Raw genomic sequence first — 24976 nt, 5'->3', positions numbered from 1 at the left:
GCGGAGATATTCGTTGTAGGCCAGTATCGATGAGGAAAAAAAATGAAATTCAGTCATTTTTCTCGCGCCGTTGTGTTACTTAGCAGTGTGTCATTGCTTTTTGCATGCTCAACTCCCTTCAAAAATCCTGCGTTCGAGTCCCGCCCGTCAGGAGAGACCAAATTCCATGGAATCTCGCAACTAGTGGCCGTAGCACCAAATCATACCTTGGACGTGCTTATGGTACACGGCATGTGCACTCATAGTGCGGAATGGGCCAAGGATAGTATCAAGCAGCTCAATTTGATCTTGGGTGGAGAGCCCGATCCGCAGGTTGAAACAACCCAAGTTGATGGTACTCAAGTAACCCTTTACCAATCGAATCTTTCCGTAGATGGGGGAAATGTCCGGACCAGTGCTCTGGTTTGGTCGCCCGTCGTAGCGCCGCTAAAGCATCAGCTTTGCGCCGACCAGACAAAGAAGTCCAAAACCTGCACCGATAGTGGTTTTTCAAAACCCGCATATCCGTATGAAAGAGCCACCTTCAATCGAAAACTCAAGGACAGATTGTTGAACGACTGCCTTGCGGACGCTATTATTTATCAGGGTAAGTCTCGAGATGCCATCGTTCAACAGGTACAGAAGGCTATTCTAACTGCGGTATCTTCGTTAAATAGAGAATCAGCCTCTGCCTACGACTTTAATATCGCCGCCACAGAGTCAACACCGTTGGTATTTATTACCGAGAGTCTAGGTAGTAAAATAACCTTTGACGCCATTTACAAACTGATCCATAGCGAAGAGAAAAATGCAAAGGCAGCTGGATTGCGTACCTTTGACAGGACAGCCTTAGTGTTCATGGGTGCCAACCAGATGCCCATCCTTGCGTTGGCCGATCAGTCGCTTGATGGCACTTCATTTTTTCTTACTAACAGCGCAAATTATCCGACCGATCCATTAGCAGCATTGATTGCCATTAAGAAGATGCGTCCCTCGCTTACGGCTCCTTCAATACCCAAAGTTATCGCGTTTTCGGACCCAAATGACTTATTCTCATACATTTTAGTTCCCTCAAAGGAGGTTGCAACTTATGACGTGGTAGACGTCGTCGTATCGAACAAGAATACCTACTTCGGTTTTTTTGAACCTCCTGAGACGGCTCATACTACCTATCTAGCTAATCCGTCAGTCATGCGACTGATTGCCTGTGGGACAGAAAAGATTAGGTGTGGCTCTAGATACTAATCCGAGCAACTGGTCGTGCGCCCTCTCGAAATGATGCCCTACTGTAACTGATGTTCTTCTTAGGGTTAGCTATAAAGTGCAGGAGCACCCTGGGTTGTAACGATGCGGTCTCACGAATCTGGCGGGCGTCATAGCGCCCAGTGAACTGTGCTGTTGCGTTGAATTGTGTAATGCTTTCGACTTGCTTTGAGGAAGAGAATGCGCGGTTGAAGCGCGTGGGGGCTGATCTGACGCTGGACAAGCACATCCTACAGGACGTCATCCGAAAAAAAGTCTGACGCCGACACGCCGCCGGGAAATTGTTCGATGGATCATCGATATGTGCAAGGTGAGCGTTGAACGGACGTGTCGGCTAGGCAAATTTCTCTCGCGGCAGTTGGTACCGCAAGAGTACGGCCAAGGATCAGTCAGGATTGCGCATGCGCATTCGCGACATTGCCATGAGCCGTCCACGATTTGGTTACGAGCGCATTCACGTTTTGCTTCGGCGCGAAGGTTGGCATGTCAATCTCAAACGTGTCCACAGGCTATATTGCCTGGAAGGTCTTCAAGTGCGCATGCGGGTACGCCGAAAGAAGCATATGAGCCTACACCGTGGGCCGGCACCGGTGCCTACAGCGCCAGGACAGCGTTGGAGCATGGATTTTGTGCACGATCAGTTGGTCAATGGGCAAGCGTTTCGGGTTCTGACGGTCGTCGATAACTGGAGTCGTGAGAGCCCGGTATTAGAGGTGGGATTTCGGTTAACCGGCAGCAGCGTGGTTGAGGCACTCGGCCGAGTAGGCAAGACGGTTCGCCTGCCAGCATCCATCACGGTGGACCATGGCACCGAATTTACTTCCCGGGCACTGGACTTCTGGGCTTGGGAGAACAAGGTGCAGCTTGACTTCACGCGCCCTGGGAAGCCTACGGACAACGGGCTTTGCGGGTCATTCAATGGTCGTCTACGTGACGAATGTTTGAATACGCACGAATTCGAATCCCTGGAACAGGCAAAGCGTATCATTGAAGCTTGGCGACGCGACTATAATGATCATAGGCCCCACGGTTCGCTTGGAAAACTGACCCCAAGCGAATACGTTAAATCCAACCAGGTCAGATTGCCAGAAGTGGCCAGATTCTAGTTTTGAATCCCATCGGAATTGAGGGGACGTCAGCAGGGAAGAATTCTACTTCTGAACTGTCTACTTGACGGGGAAACTTATGCACCAATATCCCCTAGCATAATCTTGCAGACATCTCTTTGCACGCAGTGACAGGGAATCCGCGACTGTATCGGGTTACGAACTTTCTGTATGCACGTTTAGAGCTTGTGTCGTTCTAGCGTCTTTTAGATCGTTGCGCTCGATAACAAGAATCATGCAAACGCGCCGATCCGTTCTGAATCATCTGTGCCTCCAGTTTTCTTTTTATGCGATCAGCATAATTTATTCATGTTCAGAAAAAATCTCTTGGTTATGAGAAGTTTTGGGTCGGCAGCTTTTCTTTGCAGACCACAAAATTCAGGCCCTTGTATAACTCCACCACTTTCCGAGGGTAAGCCTGAAATACCGCATTTCAGGCTTACCACTCCCCTAATGACGAGCTTCTTTCACAGTTGAACCAACAGAGCCGTTCCCCCATCTCATTGTCCGCCGTCAGTTTAATTAAAATGATGTCTAGTTCTTTAGTTGACGCAATTCTCTTCGTATTTCGTCTCTCTGTTCATCAGATGTTCCGGTTGGTCTGACTTTACAACTCTCATCCACTCGGATGCATGATGCATGCACGACATAAATGTTTGACGGTCTAATAACATGTGCCTCGATTCAAAAGCGCACATCATCCACGGGTAATTTCGATCAAACCACTCTATGGCAAATATTGAGCCACTGATTTCTGCAGCGAAGGAGGAAAGGGGACTAATTGCAACGTTTTTACTTGCCGCCCGCTCAGCCATATATCGATTAACCACTTCGCCAACTTGTTCGCTGGGATAGCTTTTCTCTGCAATAGCAGGGCATAGGGGAACTCGAATTGTTGCACAAGCCGAGACGGCACTCGCCAAAATAATTGCTGAAATTCTACTGGTCTTGTTCATCAATGACCGCCTGCCCAAGTGATTTCGCCATATCTTTCTTTACTTCATCCACAAAAACTGTGTTCTTTTTTAAAGCATATCCAACGAATCGGAGCGTACCCTCCCCATCGGAAATAGTTAATTTAGTTCCACTCTGATCAACTTTATGCTCTTCCTCATGTGAGCTATAACTGGCCTTTCCGCCGAAACCAATGCCGAATGCGTTAAAGCCCCCTCCAGCTGAAGCGCTAAATTTCTTGACGAAGTCATATTTCCAAGCCTGCGAGGATTCGAATTCGACCGCAAAACCTCGTACAATGATTAACTGCGTCGGATAGTAAAGAAGTGTACCCTTAGCTCCAAAGAATTCTTCGAAATCACGGATATTTTCCAAGACTCGTTTGTGTGTAAATAAAGTGGGTTTGAACCATGCGGGATACTGAATTCCCACCGAGAACGCGGCTTTGGAACCAATAGAAATTTTCAACCCTTTCTTAAAATCTTCGGAAATTTCTTTGTGTTCCGATGCGCTTGCGCTCGCACTTATGAAACCATAACTAACGTTCCCGGAACCACCCCAATCGGTAGTTATCGATTTAGAAGCCTGTGTAGCCTTATTAAAACTACCAGTAAAAGCGCCGGCCGGATTCGTTTTAATGGTTTCAAGCGTCATGTTCCACGTAAGCACGCGTCGATCATCGAACAGTGCTGTAGAGCCAAGTGGTAATAATGCTAAGTACGTAAGATTGAATTGCTCACCATTTGGATACTCATAATCCGGAAATATGGGATACCGCAGACGCATTGAAGGATTGTCAAAGTTAAATTCGGCATCCACGACCTCTCTGTCGGCCGGTTCCGGGTATTGGCGATCCAGAATGGTTTTCTTGTCAAATGTGACTGTTTGCTGCTCACGCATCTTTTCTTCGATGTCGCGCAGATGCCCGTATACGTTGCTCCATTGAACGTAAGCGCTCATATCGCCTATTTCATATCCCATGGCCTCCGCATAATCTTTCCAATCTGCTCGGTCTTGTATGGCGAACTCCCTCATTTGCCTGCGGATCATTTCGAGTGTTTTATCTAAGTCCGCCAATAACAACTGCTCTTCCGGTGTGAGGACCTTCTTCACCACATATTGTCTAAGAAGATGCAAGAAATTTCCGTAAACCTGCGACAGATCGGCAACGGCTGTTTGAACTGTTCCCATTACAGGACTTGGTGAGATCGCTCTATCTGAGCGCCGCAGCATGTTGTAGTACGAAAACCACTTGTAGCCTCCATCTGGAACTCCTTTTGATGAAATATCTAACGTATCCGCGGCTACCTTAAGCTGCAGATATTCTTCTTTCTGCAGTGTGCCGACATGGAGTTTTAGTACGTCGTAGTAATTGTCTAAGGTCAGTTGCGTAGCATCGCCGAAAGTTATGTCTTTTACAGGGCTGTCAACTAATGGGTACATGATCTCTTCTCCTTTTGATTGTTGTTAAAAATTAGCTTCCAAACGAGAACAAACCCATCTGTCCCCGACACATGTTTTATTTATAGACGCAGGTCTGACCTGCCCTTTCATTAGCTTCATGATGGGGTAGGGTCACTACTGAGGAAGAAATACGATTGGCATATTAACCTCTAGTAGCTGAAGAAATAATCAATATTCCGATTCGATGGCTGATGCCAACATCAGTTGTGACGTGCCCCCGATACGTCCGGAATCTTCGTCCCGATAGATTGCTATCGAAATTCCATGGCACATGGGAGCTAACCCCTCTATACATGTACCGGGTTGACCAAAAATGACGCTGGCTATCTGAGTGCCATGCTCTGTTGCCTTACCACCAACTCGTCGGCCAAACTCAAACGGATCGCTTAGCTGGATGGCTGCTGCTTCAAGACAAGGATGTGTAACATCCACCGGCCCATCAAGGAGAGCAACTCTAATTCGAGGGTCACCTTTAGGAAGTGCTGCAAGAATTTCGCTTCCGTCGCTAATGATCGATTCAATACTTTCCATAATTCTTATTGATAGCACCCTTTAATAGGCCAGTAACAGGGTTTTTCTAAGTCTTCAAAGAGTAAGTGCTTGTCTTTAAGTATTATTGATAGCCAACTTCTGATGCCATTCTAAACATGCGACACATCAATGTCGTCACCCGTTCGGGTGACGCGCTTCAGAATAATTTGCTTAAAATATTTTTCAAATAATGTGCTACAAATATCTAACGAGGTGAGCGTTAATTAACTTGCTTCCATAAGAATCGGAATCCAACTGACACGTTTTAGAGGGAGCCAAGTCGTGTCTTCCATCGTCCAAACAGAACTCAACGATTTGAGCGGACTGGTTGATCGCGTATATCAAGCGGCGCTTAACCCATCGGCTTGGAGTGATACTTTACCGGCCATGGCAGAGTGGCTGGAAGCGCCCATGGCAATGTTGTTCACGCCGACGATGCTGCCTCAAGACGGGGGCTTCTATTTCAACTACGGTATTCCGGAAGCTGCAATGGAGTTGTGGCGAACTCGCTATCAACCTCTAGATATATGGACCACGGCTGCAATACAAAGTAATCGCTTTCAGGAAGGCCTGATATTCACCGGTGAAGATATTGTGTCAACCGAGGAATTGGCGAAATCAACCTGGTATCAGGAATTTCTATCCAAGATCGGAATTGGGCAGGTACTTGTTAATACAGTTTATGGTTTCGATTCCCAGGTGCATCGCCCCACGGTGATATCCTATTTTCGTAATCTGAATGACACCGGCTTTAGCGTTCAGGACAGGTGGAAATCTTCGCTCTTGTTGCCGCACGTTTCGCGTGCCATGGGCGTCGCGTCGCGGCTGCGCAATGCGGAATATCAGCTGGCAAATACGCTGACGGCACTGGATCGGTTAAACCACGGCATTTTGCTGATGGGTGAAAACGAAGAAGTGGTATTCAGCAATCAGGCAGCATTGCGCATACTCAGCCTGGAGGACGGCTTACGCTTACAGGTCCAAAATCATCAACATTGCCGGACACATCTTGTGGCTAAATTGACGCGCAATCAGGAATTAATGGACGAAGCCATACGCGAAGCCGTGAAGCCAAGTATTTTGTCCGCTCAACATTTCTCAAAAACGGTGGTTATATCGCGGCCCTCGGGAAAGCCGGTATTTACGCTCAATTTTTCATCCTTGCCCGTCCAACATGGTTTTGCGGTTGGCGTGCACAGCAATCCAAAGGCTATTGCGTTTATTACGGATGGTGCTGCACCAGTTGAAATTAACCATACCCTGCTGACAAATGCGTATGGCTTAACTAAGGCAGAGATTTCTGTCGCGGAATTGATAATGGACGGAAAGAGTCTAGAGGAAAGTAGCGTCAAATGCGGCTTGAGCATCAATACGCTCAAAACCCACCTTAACCGCATATATGGAAAAACGAATACGGCAAACCGCGCGATGCTAGTTAAATTGTTAGTGACATTAAGCCAGAATGCATAAGAAATACGAGGGTGTTTGCACAGTTCGCCACAGTTAACTAGCATCTGCATCATGATTGGTGCACGCAACGGAATATGCCGTTTTCCTTATCCTTTCCAAGATACCTCATTAAGCGGAATTCCCAGCGCATTGGCCACTCCCCGGCCATAGGCCGGGTCGGCTTTCAGGCAGTTCCCTATATGGCGAATCTGGATTTCCCGAGGCGCACCACCGATCGAACGTGCGGTATTCTCAAACAACACTTGTTGCTGTGCCGGAGACATCAGACGGAACAGGTTGCCGGGCTGGGAGTAGTAATCCTCGTCCACGCGATGATTCCAATGGTCGGCGGCACCCTCGAGGCTCAACGGCGGTTCGGAGAAATCCGGTTGTTGCTGCCACTCGCCGTAGCTGTTCGGTTCATAGCCAAGCGTGCCCCCATAGTTGCCGTCTACGCGCATCGCGCCATCGCGGTGATAGCTGTGAAACGGGCAGCGCGCCGCATTGACCGGAATGAGGTGATGGTTGACGCCAAGCCGGTAGCGCTGGGCATCGCCATATGAAAAAAGGCGGCCTTGCAGCATCTTGTCGGGCGAGAAACCGATGCCCGGCACGACATTGGCTGGATTGAACGCGGACTGTTCCACTTCGGCAAAGAAGTTTTCCGGATTGCGGTTCAATTCCATCACGCCCACTTCAATCGGCGGATAATCTTTGTGCGGCCAGATCTTGGTCAGGTCAAAGGGGTGATACGGGCAGGTTGCCGCCTCTTTTTCCGGCATGATCTGAACAAACAGCGTCCATTTGGGAAAGTCGCCTTTTTCGATGCTTTCATACAGATCACGTTGGTGGCTTTCGCGGTCCTTCCCGATGATGGCGGCGGCTTCCGCGTCGGTAAGATTGCGTATTCCCTGCTGCGTCTTGAAGTGGAACTTGACCCAGTGACGTTCGTTGGCGGCATTGATGAAGCTGAATGTGTGGCTGCCAAAGCCGTGCATGTGCCGGTAGCTGGCGGGGATGCCGCGGTCGCTCATGACGATGGTGACCTGATGCAGCGCTTCCGGCAGGGATGTCCAGAAATCCCAGTTGTTGCGCGGGCTGCGCAGGTTGGTGCGCGGGTCGCGTTTGACCGCATGATTCAAGTCCGGAAACTTGAGCGGATCGCGCAGAAAAAATACCGGTGTGTTGTTGCCCACCAAATCCCAGTTGCCTTCCTCGGTGTAGAACTTCAGTGCGAACCCGCGAATATCGCGCTCGGCATCGGCCGCACCGCGCTCTCCCGCTACCGTCGTGAAGCGGGCGAACAACTCGGTTTTCTTGCCTACCTGAGAAAAAATCTTTGCCCGTGTGTAGCGGGTAATATCGTGCGTCACGGTAAACGTGCCATAGGCGCCTGAACCCTTGGCGTGCATGCGCCGCTCAGGAATGACTTCGCGGTCGAAGTGGGCAAGCTTTTCCAGAAACCATACATCCTGGAGAAGTGCCGGGCCGCGTGCCCCCGCGGTCATGACATTCTGATTATCAGCAACCGGTGCGCCTGCGTTGGTGGTTAATTTCTTGTCATTGCTCATAGGTATCTCCTTCGTTGGGAATCGGCTCGCTTTTAATGATGAGTGTACTGGACAGGTTCCTCATAGTCACGTGACCGGTATCCAACCCTTAAATACTGGATACGTGCGCTACCGGAGATTAACCAGGGGGCGGTACCAGATCTGCCCGGATATCAAACCTGCTTTGGTTTATCGTCTAATATAAAGATCACAGTCATGCGATGGTTGATTATTGTCATGAGGACACCCAAAAGGGCTCCAGCTGGCCGACGATTGGAGCGTCGCGAATTTCTTCTTTCTACGCTTGCTGCAGGATTCGCCATGATGGTTCGCCCGATCGAAGCGCAGACGATTACGGCCCACGACATGACCGCCCGCACCGGTGAAACCGGGATCGAGGCGAAGGATCGCGAGTGTGATGCTTCGGACATTATGCTATTTCTGTGTGGCGACGTCATGACAGGCAGGGGGATTGACCAGATCCTGCCCCATCCTGGCAACCCTGTTCTTTATGAACGGTACATGAAAAGCGCGACCGGCTATGTGGGGCTTGCCGAAGAAGTGAACGGCCCAATTCCAAAGCCGGTGGATTTTTCCTATATCTGGGGTGATGCCCTTGCCGAGTGGAAACGAAGAAAGCCCGACGTGCGCGTCATTAATCTCGAAACCGCGGTCACCCGCAGCGATGAGGTGGAGAACAAGGCGGTCAATTACCGTATGCATCCGGACAATATTGCCTGCATTATCGCGGCAGGTATCGATTGCTGCGTGCTTGCAAACAATCACGTTCTGGATTGGGGGTATTCTGGCCTTGCCGAGACGCTGAAAACCTTGAGAATGGCTGATATCAAAATGGCGGGGGCAGGTGTAAATATTCAGGAGGCGCAAGCTCCCGCGGTGTCGGCCGTGCGTGGGAAAGGAAGGGTGCTTGTATTCTCATTCGGTTCTGAAACCAGCGGCATACCTTGGAGCTGGGCTGCTTCGGTGGAAAGACCGGGAGTCAATTTGTTACGTGACTTTTCTTCCAAAATGGTGCGGGGCATTCACGATAACATCAGATCCGTGAAGCTCCCTGGCGATATTGTGATTGCTTCGATTCACTGGGGCAACAACTGGGGTTATGAGGTTCCGCATGAGCAACGGGAATTTGCTTACCAATTGATTGATGAAGCCAGTGTGGATGTCGTTCATGGCCATTCGTCCCACCACGTAAAGGGAGTGGAGGTTTATAAGGGAAAACTTATCCTTTATGGCTGCGGCGATTTCTTGAATGACTATGAGGGGATTTCAGGACATGAGGCATACCGGGGGGATCTGTCTCTGATGTATTTTGCAGGGATGGAGCTCTCGAGCGGCGACCTGATCAGTTTGCACATGATGCCCATGCAGATGAAGAAGTTCAGGCTAAATCGCGCATCTGCGAATGATACCGCCTGGCTGAGGGATATCCTCAACAGGGAAGGCCAAAAATTTGGAACTTCGGTAGAACTTGGCGCCGATAATTCTTTGATGCTGCGATGGGCATCACCAGGTTAATGCAAATTGAATAAGCTCCATGTGGCTGCGCCGATGATTGGGAGCATTTATTTCGTCATTCCCGCGAAAGCGGGAATCTACGATTTATGGAGCTACTGGATTCCCGCTTTCGCGGGAATGACGACTAGGGGGATACTTGAGTGGAACGTAACCCCGCCGTCTGTATCCTTGCAAGCAAGCGTAACGGCACACTTTACATCGGTGTGACCAGTGACTTGGTGAAGCGGGTATGGGAGCACAAGCAGAACCTGGGGGAAGGCTTTACCCGCAAATATGGCGTGCATATGCTGGTTTACTTCGAAATGCACCATGAAATGACCGAAGCGATCTGGCGCGAGAAACAACTCAAGAAATGGAACCGGCCGTGGAAGATTGAATTGATCGAGAAGACCAATCCTGGCTGGAGGGATTTATGGCAGGAGATTGTTTAGCGCGCTGGATTCCCGCATTCGCGGGAATGACGGTGAAGGGTAAAGAGGGGACTACGACTGATATTCCATGGGGGATTTGTTCTGAGATTCTTTAATGGATCAAGGTTGCCCGGCTCCCGGTAATCTAAGAAACTCGCGCCGCGTTTTCGGTCCGTAGGTGAGAAAGTGCGGCTCGGGATGCTCAAGGTAGGCAAGCCGCTCGCGCGCGATTCGGTCGCGCTGGGTATACCGTCTCACTTCCTCCGGGCTGATCGAGTATACCCGCGCTGCGTTGAGTCCAAAGATTTTTGCCCGCAGCTGTGGAGTCATTTCAGGATAACCATGCCTGGCTCGCAGTTCAGGGGCAATCTGGAAAGCCCGGAACGCCTGGATCTGGTCCTGGGGGGAGCCGTACCATATGGAGTCCGTGCCCCAGAGGACATTGTTTTCGCCGCAGTACTTCAGGAGCTTGCCCAGCGCGTGTGCCGCAGCCTCCGGGTCGCGCATCAGGTAACGCCAAGTGCTGCCGAGCTCGGCGTAAACATTACTGTTGGGCGCGACGCCGTTCTCGACGAGTGAACGAATCAGCGTATCGATGCCATCATCCGCGCCTCTGCCCTCGAAGGCGCGCTCGGGAACGCTGGTGACAAAACCCGAGTGGTAGATCAGGAAAGCTACGTCGGGAAAGCGTTTGGCGACAACGCCGATGTCGCCGCATTGGCTATGTTCGTAGGATTGCTGGCCAAAGGGTAGTCCCTTGTGGATACAGATGACTTTAACGTCGAGTTTGCGTGCCTTTTCGATGAACTGGGTGCCAATGTCATCCGACAGGAAATAGCCTTTGCCGCCGGGACCGAATTGGGTATAGGTTTTCCATGCGGACACGCCCCAGCGCTCTTTCAATTCATCCATTGCGTCGAGATCCCCCGTCTGGTTGGGATTGACGCGTCCATGGAGCAGCAATCGATGCATACCCTCCATCCGGTCGACGATCTTGCGTACTGCATCCGCTGTCTGAATGGTGAGCGGTTCGGCATCGGGCTTCGAGGGGACGAAGGAAAGTACCATCATGTCGGTATCGGAATCCAGGAATACATCCTTGATGAATTCCTCGGGCCCGAGGCAACGCAGGTAGCTGCGTGAGCCGGGCTCTGCCGCGAGTGCACAGCCCGCCTTGGGCATCTGGCTTAATGGATTGCTGCCGGAGGGAAGTTTCCGCAGCCACGCACCGTTTGGGTCCACGAAGTGGCCTTGCACGTCGAAGATAAATTCTTCCTTGCCACCGCCGATGGACGCTTGCGCGAGCGAGGGCTCAAAAGCAGCTTCGGCCGGTAGATCGAAAAAGCCGCCCAACTTGCCAGCGGCGGCGTTTGCCGCATTGAAAGCAAGAAGCGTGGAGGCTGCGCCGCACGCGGAGATGAGAAAATTTCTTCGTGAAATAGCCAAGTGCTTTGCATTGGAAGTCGCAGCTTCGTGGGCGAGGCGGTTTGCGGCGTTATTTGCGGGTGATAATGGCACTGGTTCGAATTCTCCGTTCGACGTTGTGTCGAGTTTGATGGGGAGGCGAGTGCCATTGGGATCAATGCGTGAATTGGACGGGTTCATATAGCCAGATCCTCTTCTATATGGGACAGAGCACGAAAGAATTTCTCTTCGCTTCATGACAAAGTCATGAGTTTCTCCGCATGGAGTCGGCCGCATGTTACCAGCGAGTCAGATCGAAGACAAAAAAAGCGGCATGGCCGCTTTTTTTGTCTTCCGAATAAAGTCCCCGCAGATGCCGTCAGTCCATTTATCTTGAACCTTAAGGTCCAAGGTGGTCACTAGCCGGATGCATCAGGCGCTTCCCTGTGGGATGCGCACAACAGCATCACTTTGGTTCGTAACCGATTCTTAAAAAAGTTGGTTCAAAGAATATAGGTCTAAACAAACACCGCAGGGAACAACTCTTACCGCTCCCGCCGTCAGGCAGAATAATCACCGATTGCATTCCGCCTTGAGCGCAAACTGGAAACCCGGCCGGGCTGACTTGAAGAAACCTCGTAAACATGGATTAAAACAACTTATCCTGCTCCGGCATTACGGCATCAAGCGCCACCTGCATGTGAACGATTCTACGCTTAAATTCTTCCATGTCAAAGCCCCCTTTTTTTCTTGTGGTGAGCAATTCATGAGCGATATTAAGTGCCGCCATGATGGCGACGCGCTCGGAACCTACCACCTTTCCGCCATCTCTGATTTCGCGCATTTTTTTATCAAGATAAGCAACCGCTTGCAGCAACTCGTCGCGTTCCTCGTCAGGGCAGGTGACGCGAAATTCGCGCCCCATAATCGTGACGTCCATGGTAGTGGCGGCTTTCATTTTTCGTTTTCAGGAAGTTGCGTCAGAAGGATTTCCAGACGGCCGGCTGCGGTGTTTATTTTTTCCGCCAGATGTTTATTTTCGCTGGCGGCACTCGCCAGTTGCTGGCGCAACTGAATATTCTCAGATCGCAGCTGCTGGCACAACCGCACGAATTGATTAATTTTCTCTTCCAGAGAGTTTAGTTCGGATTCCATCGGCTCACTATAGTTCGGTAATCCTTGCTGAGTCAACTGGTAAGGACATTGTTCAAATGTTATTTCGGGGTTTGCCGATTCCATATGAGGAGATCAGCTATTTGATGATTCAATCAAAACGGTCCGATTCTGGTAGAATTCCCGCCACGTTTAAGGTGCTTGGCCGCTATGCGGTCGAGTTAAACGGGAATCAGGTGACATGCCTGAGCTGCCCCCGCAACGGTAAGCAAGTGCGGGCGTATCAATCAAGGAACCTCTGAATATGTTCTTGTATGTTCAGAAGCTGCCTGACGCCACTGTGAATTCTCCAGTTCATGGGAAGGCGATACGTCAAATCTTGCGAGCCCGGATACCGGCCTCAAACACATACGGTATAGGGAACTATCGCGTGGGGCGATATCCTGATCGATTCTTTTCGTTCAAGACATCTGCGCGGTAATTCTCCGTTTATCAAACAGTGGACGGGGTGTCTGCTAAACACCAAATTCATGTTTTTTACGGCTGCTTTTTGTGGTCCGTACATACCTGATAAGTCTATGCGTCGATAAATGCAAGCGTGCCGGTACGTATAGGCACCCTTGGGCGATGCCCGATATCGGAACGCATCCCGATCTGAAGTGAAGGGCGTATTCAATAGCGTCAGGAGTAATGAATGAAATCAGGCCGCATGCTCATGCTAGGGTTGATAGTGAATCAGGCCGGATTGGCGCTGGCAAACGATGTACCTAAAACTGTTCTGCCGGAACTCACCATCTATGGCGGCAACCGGATTCCTATGACTCGAGAACTCACCAATTTGCGGATCAACACGGTGAAATTGAAGGTTGAGGATAACGACTGGAAGACGGTATTGCAGGAACAGGTTCAAATCAATGAGCTCGGTCCAGGCGGTCCGGTGTCCCTGTTTATGCGTGGTTCCAACTCGAACCAGGCACTATTTATGATTGACGGGATCAAGATGTATTCAGCCACTAACGGAGCGCCAAACTTTGCCGCCATCGCACCAGGCTTATTATCATCTGTTGATGTGATTCAGGGAGGGGCATCCGCCGCATTTGGGTCCAATGCGGTAGGCGGGGTAATTAGAGGAAATATCGACATACCGAAAGGGATCATGTTTTCAGCCGGGGGCGGGTCGAGATTTTCGGAGAGAGCTGCCAGTAGCCTCGGGATACGGGGAGATTCCTATTACGCAGGAGTACGCGTGGTACAAGATATTATCCGCCAGGGGTCCGCAACGAACAGCAGTAATCCTTTTGCTTTTAATCCGGATAACGACCCCCGGAAGCGCTTAGGAATCGTGGCCAAGGCCGGCGGTTGGATAACACCGGATTTCCAGGTAGAAGCAACTGCCTTGGGTTCCGAGGTCAAGACTTCATTTGACGCTTCGCCGGTCACCACCGATATGAACAACCAATCGATCGCCCTGGCCAATGTCAGAGGGATCTATTCGCTTCCCCGTGATTTCAGCGTGATGGCCACATATGGTGGATCCGTCGACAGATCAACGGTGCGAGGTGCTTTCCCTGCCGTATTCAATAGCCATTCCCTGCAGGCATCGGTGCAGCTGGAAAAGAAACTTAAAATTGGCCGGATCTTTACCGGAATGGATCATGAGATTCAGGGTGTAGACAGCACAACGAAATTTACTTCCACCAGCAGGAGCAATGTAGCGGGATTTCTGGGAACGCAGTTGGATACCGGCCAGCATGTAGTGGAAGGCATGTTTCGCCACGACGAGAATAGCCAATTCGGGGACTACAACACTTATTCACTTTCCCTATCGCGGAAATTGGGCGATTCCTGGCGGGTGGGAGCGCTGACTTCATCGTCGTTCAAGGCGCCGACTTTCAATGATCTCTATTTCCCCACCCTATTCGGATTCGGCGGCAATCCTAATCTCAAGCCTGAACGCGGCCGGATGCACGAGGCGTTTGTGTCATATGACGGAGGAGGGGCAAGCTATCGGTTTGGCTATTTTATGAATACCATCAAAGATGCCATAGTGATTAACAGCATGTTCTCGCAAGTGGAGAATATCTCCCAGGCCCGCATCGATGGATTTGAAGTGAGTGGAACCCAACCTCTTGATAAAAACTGGACGATACGCACCAATATGACCTTCCAGGATCCGCGCAACCAGCAGCTCAATACGATTCTTCCACGCAGGTCCAGAATGTTCGGCACCGTGGCGATGAGATATGCGGCGGGAAATTTCATGGTGGAAGGCATAGCGAGAGGCGAGGGTGCGAGATATGACGACAATGAGAATCTCCACAAATTGCCGGCAATGATCATTGTAGGCTTTAGCGCATCCTACAAGCTTCAGCAAGGCCCAACCCTGCGCGTTCAGATTGATAATCTTCTCGATAAAAAATACCAGCCGGCAGTCGGGTTTAACGGAATTCCGCGAACAGTCTGGGCAAGTATATCCCATACATTCTGATAGTTACGGTTACCGTAACGTGATCCGAAGTCTCGATTGAAGGGATCGCATAGCCGCGAGGTCGTCTTGCCCGAATTGCCACATCAGAACTCCACGCATTGCCTAGTCACGCTCACGCTGCTAAAGTCCGTTGGTTCCCGCTTTTATCTTTTCATTCACGCAAGATCCCCAAGCCATGAACAGCCGCCAGTTGTACTCGCGCCTGATGAAATATATTGCGCCCTACTGGGAGGTGTTCGTGTTCTCTCTGATGGGTATGATCGCGATGGCGGCAACCGCGCCGGTGATAGCCGCACTGACGGTGCCGCTGCTGGATGGCGCTTTTGTCAATAAAGACGTGGAATCAATGCAGCTGGTTCTGCTGGCGATCATTGTGTTGTTCACGGCGCGTGGTGTGGCGGGCTATATCAGCACTTATGCGATCAACTGGGTAAGCAGCAAATTGGTCGTGGATTTACGGGCGGAGATGTTCGATAAATTATTGATCCTGCCTGATTGTTATTATGCCGGCCAGCCCGGTAGCAGTCTCGTTGCCAAGCTCACGTCCGATATAACTCAGCTCACTCGTGCCGTCATCGACGTAATAACGGTGATGGTGCGAGATACATTGACTGTTATCGGACTATTGGCGTGGATGCTCTATCTCAACTGGAAACTGTCGGTACTGGCTTTATTGATGGTATCCGTGGTCCTGCTGATCATACGTTCCGTCGGCAAGCGCTTGCAAAGTGTGGAAAGGGAAGTGCAGCAAACAGCGGATAGCATCACTCAGGTATTAAAGGAATCCATTGAAAACCATAGGGTAGTCAGGCTTTACGGAGGTCGGCGCTACGAAACCCATCGTATGGGAGAGGAGGCACGCCGGGTGCGCGACTTTACCATGAAGCAGATTGCCATAGCGGCTTTAAGCGTTCCGCTGGTGCAACTTGCAATCTCGGTTGCACTGATGGTCATATTATATCTTGGGACGCAGGAAGCCTTTGCCAACGAAACCACGGCGGGCGGTTTTGTATCCATCGTCGTAGCCATGTTGATGCTGAGCGTGCCGTTGAAGCGGATTGCCGGTGTAAAAAGGTCCCGACAGCAGGAGGTTACCGCTGCGGAGAGTATATTCTCGCTATTGGATCAGCCGGCTGAGCCGGATGCGAGAGCGGACACAGGCACAATTACCATTGATCGTGCGCACGGGGAACTGCGATTCGAGCAGGCCAGCTTTTGCCGTGGCTCTGTAAGTTCCGGAACAAGTACCGGCACAGGCGAGATACTGGATATCACGCTGACCATACAACCGGGAGAGACGGTGGCGCTGGTGGGTCTCTCCGAGCGCGATAAGACTACCCTCGTTAATCTGGTTCCACGTTTCATTCGTCCCACGTCAGGGAGAGTTCTGCTTGATGGCCATGATTTGGCAAGTCTTACGCTAGCCAGTTTGCGCGCCAATATCGCGCTGGTTTCCGAAGGCGCAACACTATTCAACGATACGGTGGCGGCCAACATTGCTTATGGTGCCATGGGCCGTGAAACAGAATCCAGGATTACCGCCGCGGCGCAAGCCGCTCACGCGATGGAATTCATTCGTGAAATGCCGCAGGGATTGCAAACGATGGTAGGGGAGCGGGGCGTAAAACTTTCCGACGGACAACAGCTGCGTGTCGCCATTGCCCGGGCATTGTTGAGAGATTCGCCTGTCCTGATTATGGACGAGACGCTTCAGATGCTGGACTTTGAAACCAGCCACCATGTGCAGGCGGCATTGGAAGCCCTGATGCAAGGACGAACCACGCTCGTCATAGCGCATCGTTTATCCACCGTGGAGAGAGCGGACCGTATCGTAGTGCTGCAGAGAGGACGCATCGCAGAAATCGGCAGCCACCGGGAATTGCTTGCAAAAGAAGGTACTTATGCCAGGCTTGCCCGAACTTTTGTTTGAATCATTTATTTATTGATCGCTGAGGGGTTCGATGCCTTGTTTGTATTCCGGTACCCATCTCGTCAACCCCTCTTTGGCTTCCTCATCGCTAAGCACTGGATGCTCGTTCAGCCATGCCACGAGATCCGTCAACCATTGTGCGTCCACCTGGCGGGCCTGCGCGATGCGCAGTTTGGAATGGGGCGTAGGCAAAGTGTTTTCATCGTCCGCCAATAATTCTTCGTAGAGTTTTTCCCCAGGACGCAGTCCATTGTAGACGATCTTGATATCTCCCTCGGTCAAGCCTGATAGACGAATCATATCTTTTGCCAGGTCGGCAATCTTGACGGGTTCACCCATATCCAGCACGAAAATCTCGCCACCGCCTTCTTTTCCTCCCATTAAGCCGGCTTGCAGCACCAGCTGTGCCGCTTCAGGTATGGACATGAAGTAGCGCGTAACCTCGGAATGGGTGACGGTAATCGGCCCCCCTTTTGCAATCTGTTCGCGGAATTTTGGAATCACACTGCCTGTGCTGCCCAGCACGTTGCCAAAACGTACCATGACAAAACATGTTTCCTTCATCTTATCATCCGGATTGTTTTCTTCGGTCAGCCAAACCGATTGCTGCAGCGCCTGACAAACCATCTCCGCCAGCCGCTTGCTGGCACCCATGACGTTTGTCGGATTGACGGCTTTATCGGTCGAAATCAGTACGAATTTTTCCACCTCATACTTGATTGCCGTCTGTGCCAGGACGTAAGTTCCCCATACGTTATTCAGGACAGCCTGCCAGGCATTTTCCTGCTCCATCAGCGGAACATGCTTGTAGGCAGCTGCATGAAACACAACGGCGGGCTGAAATTGCGAAAACACTTGAGACAGCCGGGCTTGATCCTTGATGTCGCCTATCAGAAATACCATTGGCATTTCCGGGAAACCGACTCGGAGTTCCTGTTCGACGTTGTAAAGCGCGAACTCGTTCAACTCAAACAGCACCAGGCGTCGCGGCTCGAACTTCGCGATCTGCCGGCATAGCTCCGATCCGATGGAACCGCCCGCTCCGGTGATCAGTACCGTTCTTTCCATCAGCAGGCCATGCAGTCTGTCATTATCCAATACCACCGGATCTCGCCCCAGCAGATCATCCAGCTCGACGTTGCGGATTTGCGACACTGTGATTTTGCCGCTGATCAAATCGTCATAAGAAGGCACGATCAAGGCCTTCACTCCAGCGGCTGAACACATTTCCAGTGCATGTCGGCGGTCGCGGTGAAGGCGATCAGGATGACGGCGGTCGAGTTGAGACCGGTGGGTTTTCCGACGATCGGAAGCGATGGGAGTCATGGCAATGATGGCATGAGCCACACCCAATTTTTCCGCTATGGCAGGAAGCTCATTGATCCGACCCAGTACCTTGAAACCGTGCAGCATCATTCCGCGTTTTGCGGGATCGTCATCCAGCAATCCCACTACTCGCCATTGCACGCTGCGGGCGAGCTCTTTTACCAGACCGATTGCACCATCACCCGCCCCCAATACCAGGACGAGATTCCCCTCGATTGCTTTTAATCCATAGAGCCGATGCTCCTTCCATAAGCGGTAGGCCAGGCGGCTGCCTCCCATGATAAACAGAAGCAGGATGGGGGCCAGCAGCAATACGGTGCGTGGTGTGCCGGCCAGTATCTGCAGCATGAATAGCACCAGTGGCACTGTCGCCGCCGCCGTCAATACCGCAAGCAGAATACGTCGCAAATCCGGCAAGCTTGCGTAGTGCCAGAGTCCGCGATACAGGCCAAACCAGAGGAATGCCGCCGCATGGATCGGGATGATCCAAGGCAGGATTTCCTTTAACGATTCCAGGTATAGAGAGGGTATTTCAAAATTGAAGCGGAACGAATAAGCGAGTCCCCATGCGACGACCGTCGCGGCGATGTCGTGAACGAAAGCGATTACGGTGCGTATGTTGAGTTTGGGTAAGGGCATTCCGTCAATCGCCGGGAAGGCGCTCCAAATACCGCTCGGACACAATCATCATACTCAAATAAATTCCGCCCCAAACCATGCCGACTCCAAGCTGAACGGCAATATCCTGGTGCATTGCCCACATTGCGCTAACTCCCGTGGCCAACATCAGAATATAACCGAGCAGGGCCGTATTGCGGTGGCCAAAGCCGCCACGCACCATACGCTGGTAATAGTGAACGCGATGCGCCTGCCAGAATCTTTCGCCGCCCAGGCAACGCCTTAAGAGCGTAACAGAAGCATCGGCAATAAATGGCGAAAAAACCAGTACCGGCAGCCACAGTGGCCATGAGCCATTTATCCAGCCCATTATCCCCAGTGATGCGGCCAGGAATCCCAGTGGAATCGCGCCCGCGTCTCCCATGAAAATGCGTGCGGGATGAAAATTAAATATCAAGAACGCCGCGGCAGCTGCGGCAATACAGAAGTTTATGACGGCAAATGATTCGTCTCCGCCCGACCATGCGGTCAAGCCATAGCAGGTGAAACCAATGAGTGTCATCCCGCCCGCCAATCCATCCGAGCCGTCCATGAAATTATAAAGATTGATCATCCAGACGATCGAAAGGGTGATTATTGTAACCATCATCCACCCATGTGTTTCGAATAGCAATGCGACCGAGAACCAGATAGCCACCGCACCATGCATCAGCAGTCGTCCCAGCACAGGCAGCCCGAAGATGTCATCGGCAAAAGAGATCAGCACCAGGAGAGCAACGCCCAGCGATACGGAAATCGGCAGAGCCGCGGGGGTAGTGGCCCATGAAACCCCTATGCCCAGCATCATGCCGACCCCGCCGGTGCGGCGAATGGCCCTGGTATGCAGGGAGCGGGGATTGGGGTGATCGAGTACCTTGAGGACGTTGCTCCTTATCAGCCACCAAATAAGGATCAGCGTTACTATAAACGCTATTGACGGTGGGATCGCAAGTGAAAAGGAAAGGGCGTCAATCATACTGAATTATCCGGTTAAGCGCCCAGTTTTGGGGTACAGGGCAGGGCGTTGCGAACAACTCAGCCATGCGCCGCAAAAACCGGGCAATCCGTCCCGCAGCGGGCGCATTTAAAAGGTGAGAATAAAATGGCAAAAAAATTCTCTACGAATCATAGTCCTAGATTGATAGATGAGCAATCAGCGACTGGCTTCAGGATTATAACTGCCCAAAACATTGTGCGGCGATTTCTGCAAGACCAATGTTAACAGCTGTATTTGTCTGCGACTGGCGGATTACTGTGGGCGGCAAGAAGCGAACTTGCTCTCCTTTACAAAAGGAACTGCGAATTTTTCTTCGTTAATTTGATTCTCTGTCAGGCCTCTATCACCCGTTTTTTTGGTCAAGAAATCTGGTATCGTTGTCCCGCGGCTTATATAAGTTCGAGGTTTTCGAGCATGTCGTATCCCTATGCGTTTCTTTATTCGATCCCGCTGAGATAGGTAGCCTTTCAAGTCGTTCGCCCGAAAATTGTATTTTATAAACAGAATCAGCTGGTGAAAAAGACATCGCTTAACACGCAGATTCTATTGGGTGTGCTAGCTGGCATATTGCTGGGCATGGGATTTTCCGGGCTTGGACAAGAATCAGCCATTGCACAAAATGGACTTTATATCGCCGGGCTGATCGGGACGCTGTTTATTGACTTGTTGAAAATGGTGCTGATACCGCTGGTATTCACCTCCATTGCTGTCGGAGTTGCCAATTTGCGTGCGCACCGCCAGATACACAAGGTATGGAAAGCAACACTGGGCTTCTTTATATTTTCCATGGCGCTTGCGGTTATACTGGGGCTGACCGCCGCCAATCTATTCCGGCCTGGCGAAGGACTGCAGCTTGCGATGTTTCAGGATGCCATGCGGGGTTTTGAGGCCAAGCAGATGTCTCTGCCTGAGTTCTTTGCCCATTTTCTACATTCATTATTTCAGAATCCCATAACAGCGTTAGCTCAGGGTGACGTGCTGGCTGTAGTGGTTTTTGCACTCTTGCTGGGAATAGCCCTGGTGGTGGGCGGCGAACGCTACGCCAATATTATCGTGTTATTACGGGAATTCCTGGAACTAATATTGATGCTAGTGGGCTGGATTATGCGGCTGGCGCCATTAGGCATCATGGCGCTGCTGCTACAGCTGGTCGCGACTCAGGATACTGCCTTGCTTGCGACGCTGATAAAATTTATCGTGGTGGTGGTGGGGTCCACGCTGCTGCATGGCGTGGTGGTGCTGCCGCTGATACTTTATCTGGTAACCGGCATGGCGCCGCTCAAGTTCTGGCGCGGTGCGCGCGAAGCGCTGGTAACGGCTTTTGCCACCAGTTCCAGTTCGGCCACCTTGCCTGTCACTTTGCGTTGTGTGGAACAGCATTTGCATGTCAAACGCGATATTGCCGGCTTCGTCGTACCGCTCGGCGCCACGCTTAACATGGATGGGACCGCGTTATATGAGGCCGCCGCAGCGCTGTTCGTCGCCAATCTGGTAGGTATCGAACTCAATCTCATGCAGCAGATGATCGTGTTTTTCACCGCCATGCTCGGCGCAATGGGTGCGCCAGGTATTCCCAGCGCAGGCATGGTAACCATGGTGCTGGTGCTGCAGTCGGTCGGGCTGCCTGCGGAGGCCATCGCTATTCTACTTCCAATCGACCGCTTGCTGGATGCGTTCCGCACGGCGGTCAATGTCGAAGGAGATATGGTGGGCAGTCTGGTGGTGCAAAAGTGGGTGAGGGGTGAACATGATGATGGTATCGGCATTTAGAGATGACGCCCACAAAAGAATGAATTGCACCCTTGTATTTCATCGTGGACAGATAGCATCACTTAATCTGAATCCGGCAGTTGTAGCGAACTCGCCTAAGAGGTACGGGTCAAGTAAGGCAACAAATCGTTGCGGGTCATGGCGCTGAACTAAAAGCGGTTAACTCCCGGACGTGGGGCGAGATTGATTCCACATTCAGATGCTTGCTAGTCATCCATCACTTTTGGAAATCCCTTCCCTCGCACACCGTTCCAGAAGCTGTCGTAACGAAAACGTTTCCATGCGGAGGCAAAGCAGTGTGACATATTGCCGCGCGGCAATATGTCACATTCCCAAGCTGATTTTCCCTATCTACAATTCAATCCAATGCCCTGGGTTTAACAACAGCGAGTGAGCAGGGAGACGTGTTCACCAAACTGAAAGAAAGCACATGATTAGTGCTATCGGAAGCATTTCGCTTGGATCGCAAAGTGTTGGCTAAGAAGCATGTCTTCACCAGTTTAAAAATACGGGAACTTCAAAAAAAGATAACCGGTGGGATAGATCGGTTCCTGATGTCTGGAATCGCAGTAAGCCAGCAAGGTACAGGCGGTCGTGAAGTGGAGATCCGGTGGTATTCGGATATGCCGGCACAGTATAGGAAAATTCCTTTTAATTTTGCCAAGGAGATGAGCAGCTTGCAGCAAGTACTGCACGCTCGAAGACGCCTATGAAAATCCCGAAAAGAATTGAACCGCTTGTCGAGGAAGGTCTCGTCGATGAAGTCATTTGCCAGCTCATGAGTGGCAAGGAAGCCATGGTGTATGTGGTCCGTTGCGGAGAGGCGATTCGTTGCGCGAAAGTATACAAGGAAGCCAATGTACGCAGTTTTCATCAGAGTATCGATTACACCGAAGGCCGGAGAGTGAAGAGCCGCCGCCGCGCCCGTGCCATCGAGAAGGGTACTCGCTATGGGCGCAGAGCGCAGGAAAATGCGTGGCGAAGCGTGGAATTGGATTCCTTGTGTCGTCTTGCCGCCGCCGGCGTGCGTGTGCCGCGGCCTTATAATTTTTTTGAGGGTGTACTGCTGATGGAACTGGTGACGGGAGCGAATGGCAATGCCGCTCCCCGCCTCAATGACCTGGTGCTAACGGCAGAACAGGCATGCGAGTATCACCTCACCCTCATCAAGCAGGTGGTTCGCATGCTTTGCGTCGGTATCGTCCATGGTGATTTATCTGAGTACAATGTACTCGCCAGCGGCGACGGACTTGTCATTATTGATCTGCCTCAGGCCGTTGACGCGGTAGCCAACAGTAATGCCCAAAGCATGCTGATACGCGACATCGACAATCTGACCGCCTACTTTGGCCGCTTTGCTCCCGAATTGCTCGCCACTGACTACGGGCGGGAAATATGGCCGCTCTACCAGAGCGGCAAGCTGCACCCGGACATCACCCTGACAGGACGGATTGAACACAGCAAAAAGCCCGTTAATATAGCCGGCGTCATGCGGGTGGTTAACATTGTGCTTAAGAAAGAAGCGGCTTGGCAACGGCATAAACTGGAAATTAGAGAATAGGATATTTCATTATCGTCTATTCACAAAGCTCAGGAAAATGGATAACCGCGTCAACGGAGCCCAGATATAACCATGCATAGCCGAATGCGACAATTTGTCGCATTCTCATGCTTCCCAAAATGGATTATCCTCACAGCCCGGTATAGTTATGAGAGGAAGTTATGCGGCGGCAACAGATCTATCATATTGCAGCCCTGCTCTTGCTGAGCACTTCAGCTGCCATACACGCAAGTCACCCGGATCCGGCCTCGGAAGATCAAGCGCATGCGAAGCCCCGGCCTCCCAAGACAACGTTGGGAGTGGGTGTAACGTTGGATGAGGGTGGCCGGTTATGGTTGGCGAAAGTGGAGGATCAGCGGCTGCTGGTTTCCCGTTCGGACGATAAGGGGAAAAGTTTCTCCAATCCCGTTGTTGTTACACCTGAGCCGGAAAATATATCGGCTGACGGAGAAAATCGCCCCAAGATCGCCATTGCCCGCGATGGCACCGTGCTTTTGACTTGGATACAGTCCCTACCGCAGAAATATTCAGGCAATGTCCGCTTTGCGCGTTCGACGGATTCAGGCCGGACTTTTTCGAAACCCGTGACCCTGAATGATGACGGCCGCATTACCAGCCATCGTTTTGATTCGCTGGCCATTGATGGCGCGGGCAGAGTCGTGGTGGCATGGCTTGATGCGCGGGATCGGGATGCGGCAAGGGAACAAGGCGGGGAGTTTTCCGGGGTGTCGGTTTATACCGCGCAGTCCAATGATAATGGTGCCAGCTTTGGCGCGAATCGAAGATTCCAAACGCATACCTGCGAGTGCTGCCGGATTGCACTCACCTGGACGCAGGAAGGTCCGGTGGCGTTTTGGCGGAATATTTTTGGTGTCAACACACGTGATTTTGCTATTGCAAACCTGGATAAAGGCGGGAAGCGGCGCGCCACGGATGATGAATGGCAAATTGATGCCTGTCCTCATAATGGGGGAGGCATTGCAACTGATCGTCAGGGCCAGTTGCATCTGGTCTGGTTTACCAATGGCGCGACCCGCCAAGGGCTATTTTACAAACGTCTCGGTGGCGATTGGGAGTCGCAGCCGCTGGCCATCGGCGATCCCGCAGCCCAGGCAAATCATGCATCGGTGGCCGCTGAGGGCAAAACGGTTCTCCTCACATGGCGTGAATTCGACGGACGTTCCTATTCTGCGCAGATGATGTATTCGAATGATAGTGGCATGTCCTGGAGTGAACCGCAGCGTTTGATGGATTCCGCTGGGGCGACGGATTATCCTATACCGCTGATCGACGGAAAGAGGGTGCTGTTGGTGTGGAATACAGCAATGGAAGGCTTACGTGTTCTGCCATTTGAGCGCCTTACCGCCAGAGAACCTTTGAAGTCTTCTGTGGAGCGCGTCACCGACAACCCCAGAGTGGTCATGGCGCACCCCACGGATAGGGATCCCGTAGCTTGGTCTACGACGTCAGGGAGCGTGCGGTAAGCCC

At 51.5% G+C, this 24976-nt stretch carries 18 protein-coding genes, 1 other RNA gene, 1 pseudogene and 1 riboswitch; of the genes and pseudogenes, 10 read left to right on the top strand and 10 right to left on the bottom strand.

All coding sequences use genetic code 11. From position 1 onward, the window contains the following. Window positions 1-42 precede the first annotated feature (42 nt). Window positions 43-1224, top strand: coding sequence for a hypothetical protein (locus SQ11_RS00775; protein WP_041512220.1), 1182 nt, complete (start codon window positions 43-45; stop codon window positions 1222-1224). A 374-nt stretch (window positions 1225-1598) separates the two neighbouring features. Continuing rightward, window positions 1599-2348, top strand: a pseudogene (locus SQ11_RS00770) (IS3 family transposase); the annotation flags it as partial. Window positions 2349-2890: 542 nt separating this feature from the next. Here the strand turns inward: SQ11_RS00770 and SQ11_RS00765 are convergent. From SQ11_RS00765 to SQ11_RS00755, 3 genes are all read right to left on the bottom strand, one after another. Further along, window positions 2891-3304 (bottom strand): hypothetical protein, encoded by a 414-nt coding sequence (locus SQ11_RS00765; protein WP_041512219.1) that lies wholly within the window; start codon window positions 3302-3304, stop codon window positions 2891-2893. Then, window positions 3288-4745, bottom strand: a complete 1458-nt coding sequence (locus SQ11_RS00760; RefSeq protein WP_041512218.1) for a hypothetical protein — start codon at window positions 4743-4745, stop codon at window positions 3288-3290. Before SQ11_RS00760 ends, SQ11_RS00765 begins: the two co-directional genes overlap by 17 nt. Window positions 4746-4934: 189 nt before the next feature. Next, a complete protein-coding gene (locus tag SQ11_RS00755; protein ID WP_041512217.1) occupies window positions 4935-5297 on the bottom strand; it encodes a hypothetical protein in 363 nt (120 codons plus the stop codon). A gap of 282 nt (window positions 5298-5579) precedes the next feature. Here SQ11_RS00755 and SQ11_RS00750 point away from each other — a divergent pair, with 282 nt between their 5' ends. Next, a complete protein-coding gene (locus SQ11_RS00750) occupies window positions 5580-6767 on the top strand; it encodes a helix-turn-helix transcriptional regulator (protein ID WP_041512216.1) in 1188 nt (395 codons plus the stop codon). Between the two features lie 86 nt (window positions 6768-6853). Here SQ11_RS00750 and SQ11_RS00745 read toward each other — a convergent pair whose 3' ends face one another. Continuing rightward, the gene (locus SQ11_RS00745; RefSeq protein WP_041512215.1) at window positions 6854-8317 is read right to left on the bottom strand and encodes a catalase; all 1464 of its coding nucleotides are present in this window, start codon (window positions 8315-8317) and stop codon (window positions 6854-6856) included. Window positions 8318-8617: 300 nt separating this feature from the next. Between SQ11_RS00745 and SQ11_RS00740 the strand changes: the two genes are divergently transcribed. Together SQ11_RS00740 and SQ11_RS00735 are read left to right on the top strand one after the other, a co-directional pair. Continuing rightward, window positions 8618-9832 (top strand): CapA family protein, encoded by a 1215-nt coding sequence (locus SQ11_RS00740; protein WP_084226671.1) that lies wholly within the window; start codon window positions 8618-8620, stop codon window positions 9830-9832. A gap of 140 nt (window positions 9833-9972) precedes the next feature. After that, window positions 9973-10263, top strand: a complete 291-nt coding sequence (locus SQ11_RS00735; protein WP_041512214.1) for a GIY-YIG nuclease family protein — start codon at window positions 9973-9975, stop codon at window positions 10261-10263. A gap of 99 nt (window positions 10264-10362) precedes the next feature. On the opposite strand, the gene SQ11_RS00730 is transcribed toward SQ11_RS00735, so the two are convergent. The 4 genes from SQ11_RS00730 to SQ11_RS00720 form a co-directional block, all read right to left on the bottom strand. Further along, on the bottom strand, window positions 10363-11847 hold the full coding sequence (locus SQ11_RS00730) for an amidohydrolase family protein (protein ID WP_041512213.1): 1485 nt from the start codon (window positions 11845-11847) through the stop codon (window positions 10363-10365). A gap of 159 nt (window positions 11848-12006) precedes the next feature. After that, window positions 12007-12187, bottom strand: a non-coding RNA gene (gene ssrS / locus SQ11_RS16610) — 6S RNA. A gap of 108 nt (window positions 12188-12295) precedes the next feature. Beyond that, entirely contained in the window at window positions 12296-12604 is a 309-nt protein-coding gene (locus SQ11_RS00725) for a cell division protein ZapA (protein ID WP_041512212.1), read from the bottom strand. After that, window positions 12601-12885, bottom strand: a complete 285-nt coding sequence (locus SQ11_RS00720) for a hypothetical protein (protein WP_306463956.1) — start codon at window positions 12883-12885, stop codon at window positions 12601-12603. The genes SQ11_RS00725 and SQ11_RS00720 overlap by 4 nt, the downstream gene beginning before the upstream one ends. A 52-nt stretch (window positions 12886-12937) precedes the next feature. Next, window positions 12938-13177: riboswitch (cobalamin riboswitch) on the top strand. 276 nt (window positions 13178-13453) lie between these two features. Between SQ11_RS00720 and SQ11_RS00715 the strand changes: the two genes are divergently transcribed. Next, entirely contained in the window at window positions 13454-15247 is a 1794-nt protein-coding gene (locus SQ11_RS00715) for a TonB-dependent receptor (protein ID WP_041512210.1), read from the top strand. 175 nt (window positions 15248-15422) lie between these two features. After that, window positions 15423-17177 carry a lipid A export permease/ATP-binding protein MsbA gene (gene msbA / locus SQ11_RS00710; RefSeq protein WP_041512467.1) on the top strand — a complete coding sequence of 585 codons (1755 nt, stop codon included), beginning with the start codon at window positions 15423-15425 and terminating at the stop codon, window positions 17175-17177. A gap of 9 nt (window positions 17178-17186) precedes the next feature. Here the strand turns inward: msbA and SQ11_RS00705 are convergent, their stop codons facing one another. Then, a complete protein-coding gene (locus tag SQ11_RS00705) occupies window positions 17187-19142 on the bottom strand; it encodes a nucleoside-diphosphate sugar epimerase/dehydratase (protein WP_052493898.1) in 1956 nt (651 codons plus the stop codon). A 4-nt stretch (window positions 19143-19146) separates the two neighbouring features. After that, entirely contained in the window at window positions 19147-20136 is a 990-nt protein-coding gene (locus tag SQ11_RS00700) for a glycosyltransferase family 4 protein (protein WP_052493897.1), read from the bottom strand. 534 nt (window positions 20137-20670) lie between these two features. Between SQ11_RS00700 and SQ11_RS00695 the strand changes: the two genes are divergently transcribed. The 3 genes from SQ11_RS00695 (at window position 20671) to SQ11_RS00680 (ending at window position 24972) form a co-directional block, all read left to right on the top strand. Further along, the gene (locus SQ11_RS00695) at window positions 20671-21927 is read left to right on the top strand and encodes a dicarboxylate/amino acid:cation symporter (RefSeq protein ID WP_041512209.1); all 1257 of its coding nucleotides are present in this window, start codon (window positions 20671-20673) and stop codon (window positions 21925-21927) included. A gap of 709 nt (window positions 21928-22636) precedes the next feature. Continuing rightward, a complete protein-coding gene (locus tag SQ11_RS00685) occupies window positions 22637-23488 on the top strand; it encodes a PA4780 family RIO1-like protein kinase (RefSeq protein WP_041512207.1) in 852 nt (283 codons plus the stop codon). A gap of 161 nt (window positions 23489-23649) precedes the next feature. After that, entirely contained in the window at window positions 23650-24972 is a 1323-nt protein-coding gene (locus SQ11_RS00680) for a sialidase family protein (protein WP_232297840.1), read from the top strand. Window positions 24973-24976 lie beyond the last annotated feature (4 nt).

It is taken from the genome of Nitrosospira sp. NpAV (assembly GCF_000832065.1).
GTDB lineage: Bacteria > Pseudomonadota > Gammaproteobacteria > Burkholderiales > Nitrosomonadaceae > Nitrosospira.
The sequence above is the reverse complement of the archived record's forward strand: the minus strand, read 5'-3'. Positions and strand labels throughout refer to the sequence as shown.

Coding starts and splice junctions, on each gene's coding strand:
- SQ11_RS00775 (WP_041512220.1), top strand. CDS start 43: ATGAAATTCAGTCATTTTTCTCGCGCCGTTGTGTTACTTAGCAGTGTG.
- SQ11_RS00765 (WP_041512219.1), bottom strand. CDS start 3,304: ATGAACAAGACCAGTAGAATTTCAGCAATTATTTTGGCGAGTGCCGTC.
- SQ11_RS00760 (WP_041512218.1), bottom strand. CDS start 4,745: ATGTACCCATTAGTTGACAGCCCTGTAAAAGACATAACTTTCGGCGAT.
- SQ11_RS00755 (WP_041512217.1), bottom strand. CDS start 5,297: ATGGAAAGTATTGAATCGATCATTAGCGACGGAAGCGAAATTCTTGCA.
- SQ11_RS00745 (WP_041512215.1), bottom strand. CDS start 8,317: ATGAGCAATGACAAGAAATTAACCACCAACGCAGGCGCACCGGTTGCT.
- SQ11_RS00740 (WP_084226671.1), top strand. CDS start 8,618: ATGATGGTTCGCCCGATCGAAGCGCAGACGATTACGGCCCACGACATG.
- SQ11_RS00730 (WP_041512213.1), bottom strand. CDS start 11,847: ATGAACCCGTCCAATTCACGCATTGATCCCAATGGCACTCGCCTCCCC.
- SQ11_RS00725 (WP_041512212.1), bottom strand. CDS start 12,604: ATGAAAGCCGCCACTACCATGGACGTCACGATTATGGGGCGCGAATTT.
- SQ11_RS00720 (WP_306463956.1), bottom strand. CDS start 12,885: ATGGAATCGGCAAACCCCGAAATAACATTTGAACAATGTCCTTACCAG.
- SQ11_RS00715 (WP_041512210.1), top strand. CDS start 13,454: ATGAAATCAGGCCGCATGCTCATGCTAGGGTTGATAGTGAATCAGGCC.
- msbA (WP_041512467.1), top strand. CDS start 15,423: ATGAACAGCCGCCAGTTGTACTCGCGCCTGATGAAATATATTGCGCCC.
- SQ11_RS00705 (WP_052493898.1), bottom strand. CDS start 19,142: ATGCCCTTACCCAAACTCAACATACGCACCGTAATCGCTTTCGTTCAC.
- SQ11_RS00700 (WP_052493897.1), bottom strand. CDS start 20,136: ATGATTGACGCCCTTTCCTTTTCACTTGCGATCCCACCGTCAATAGCG.
- SQ11_RS00685 (WP_041512207.1), top strand. CDS start 22,637: ATGAAAATCCCGAAAAGAATTGAACCGCTTGTCGAGGAAGGTCTCGTC.
- SQ11_RS00680 (WP_232297840.1), top strand. CDS start 23,650: ATGCGGCGGCAACAGATCTATCATATTGCAGCCCTGCTCTTGCTGAGC.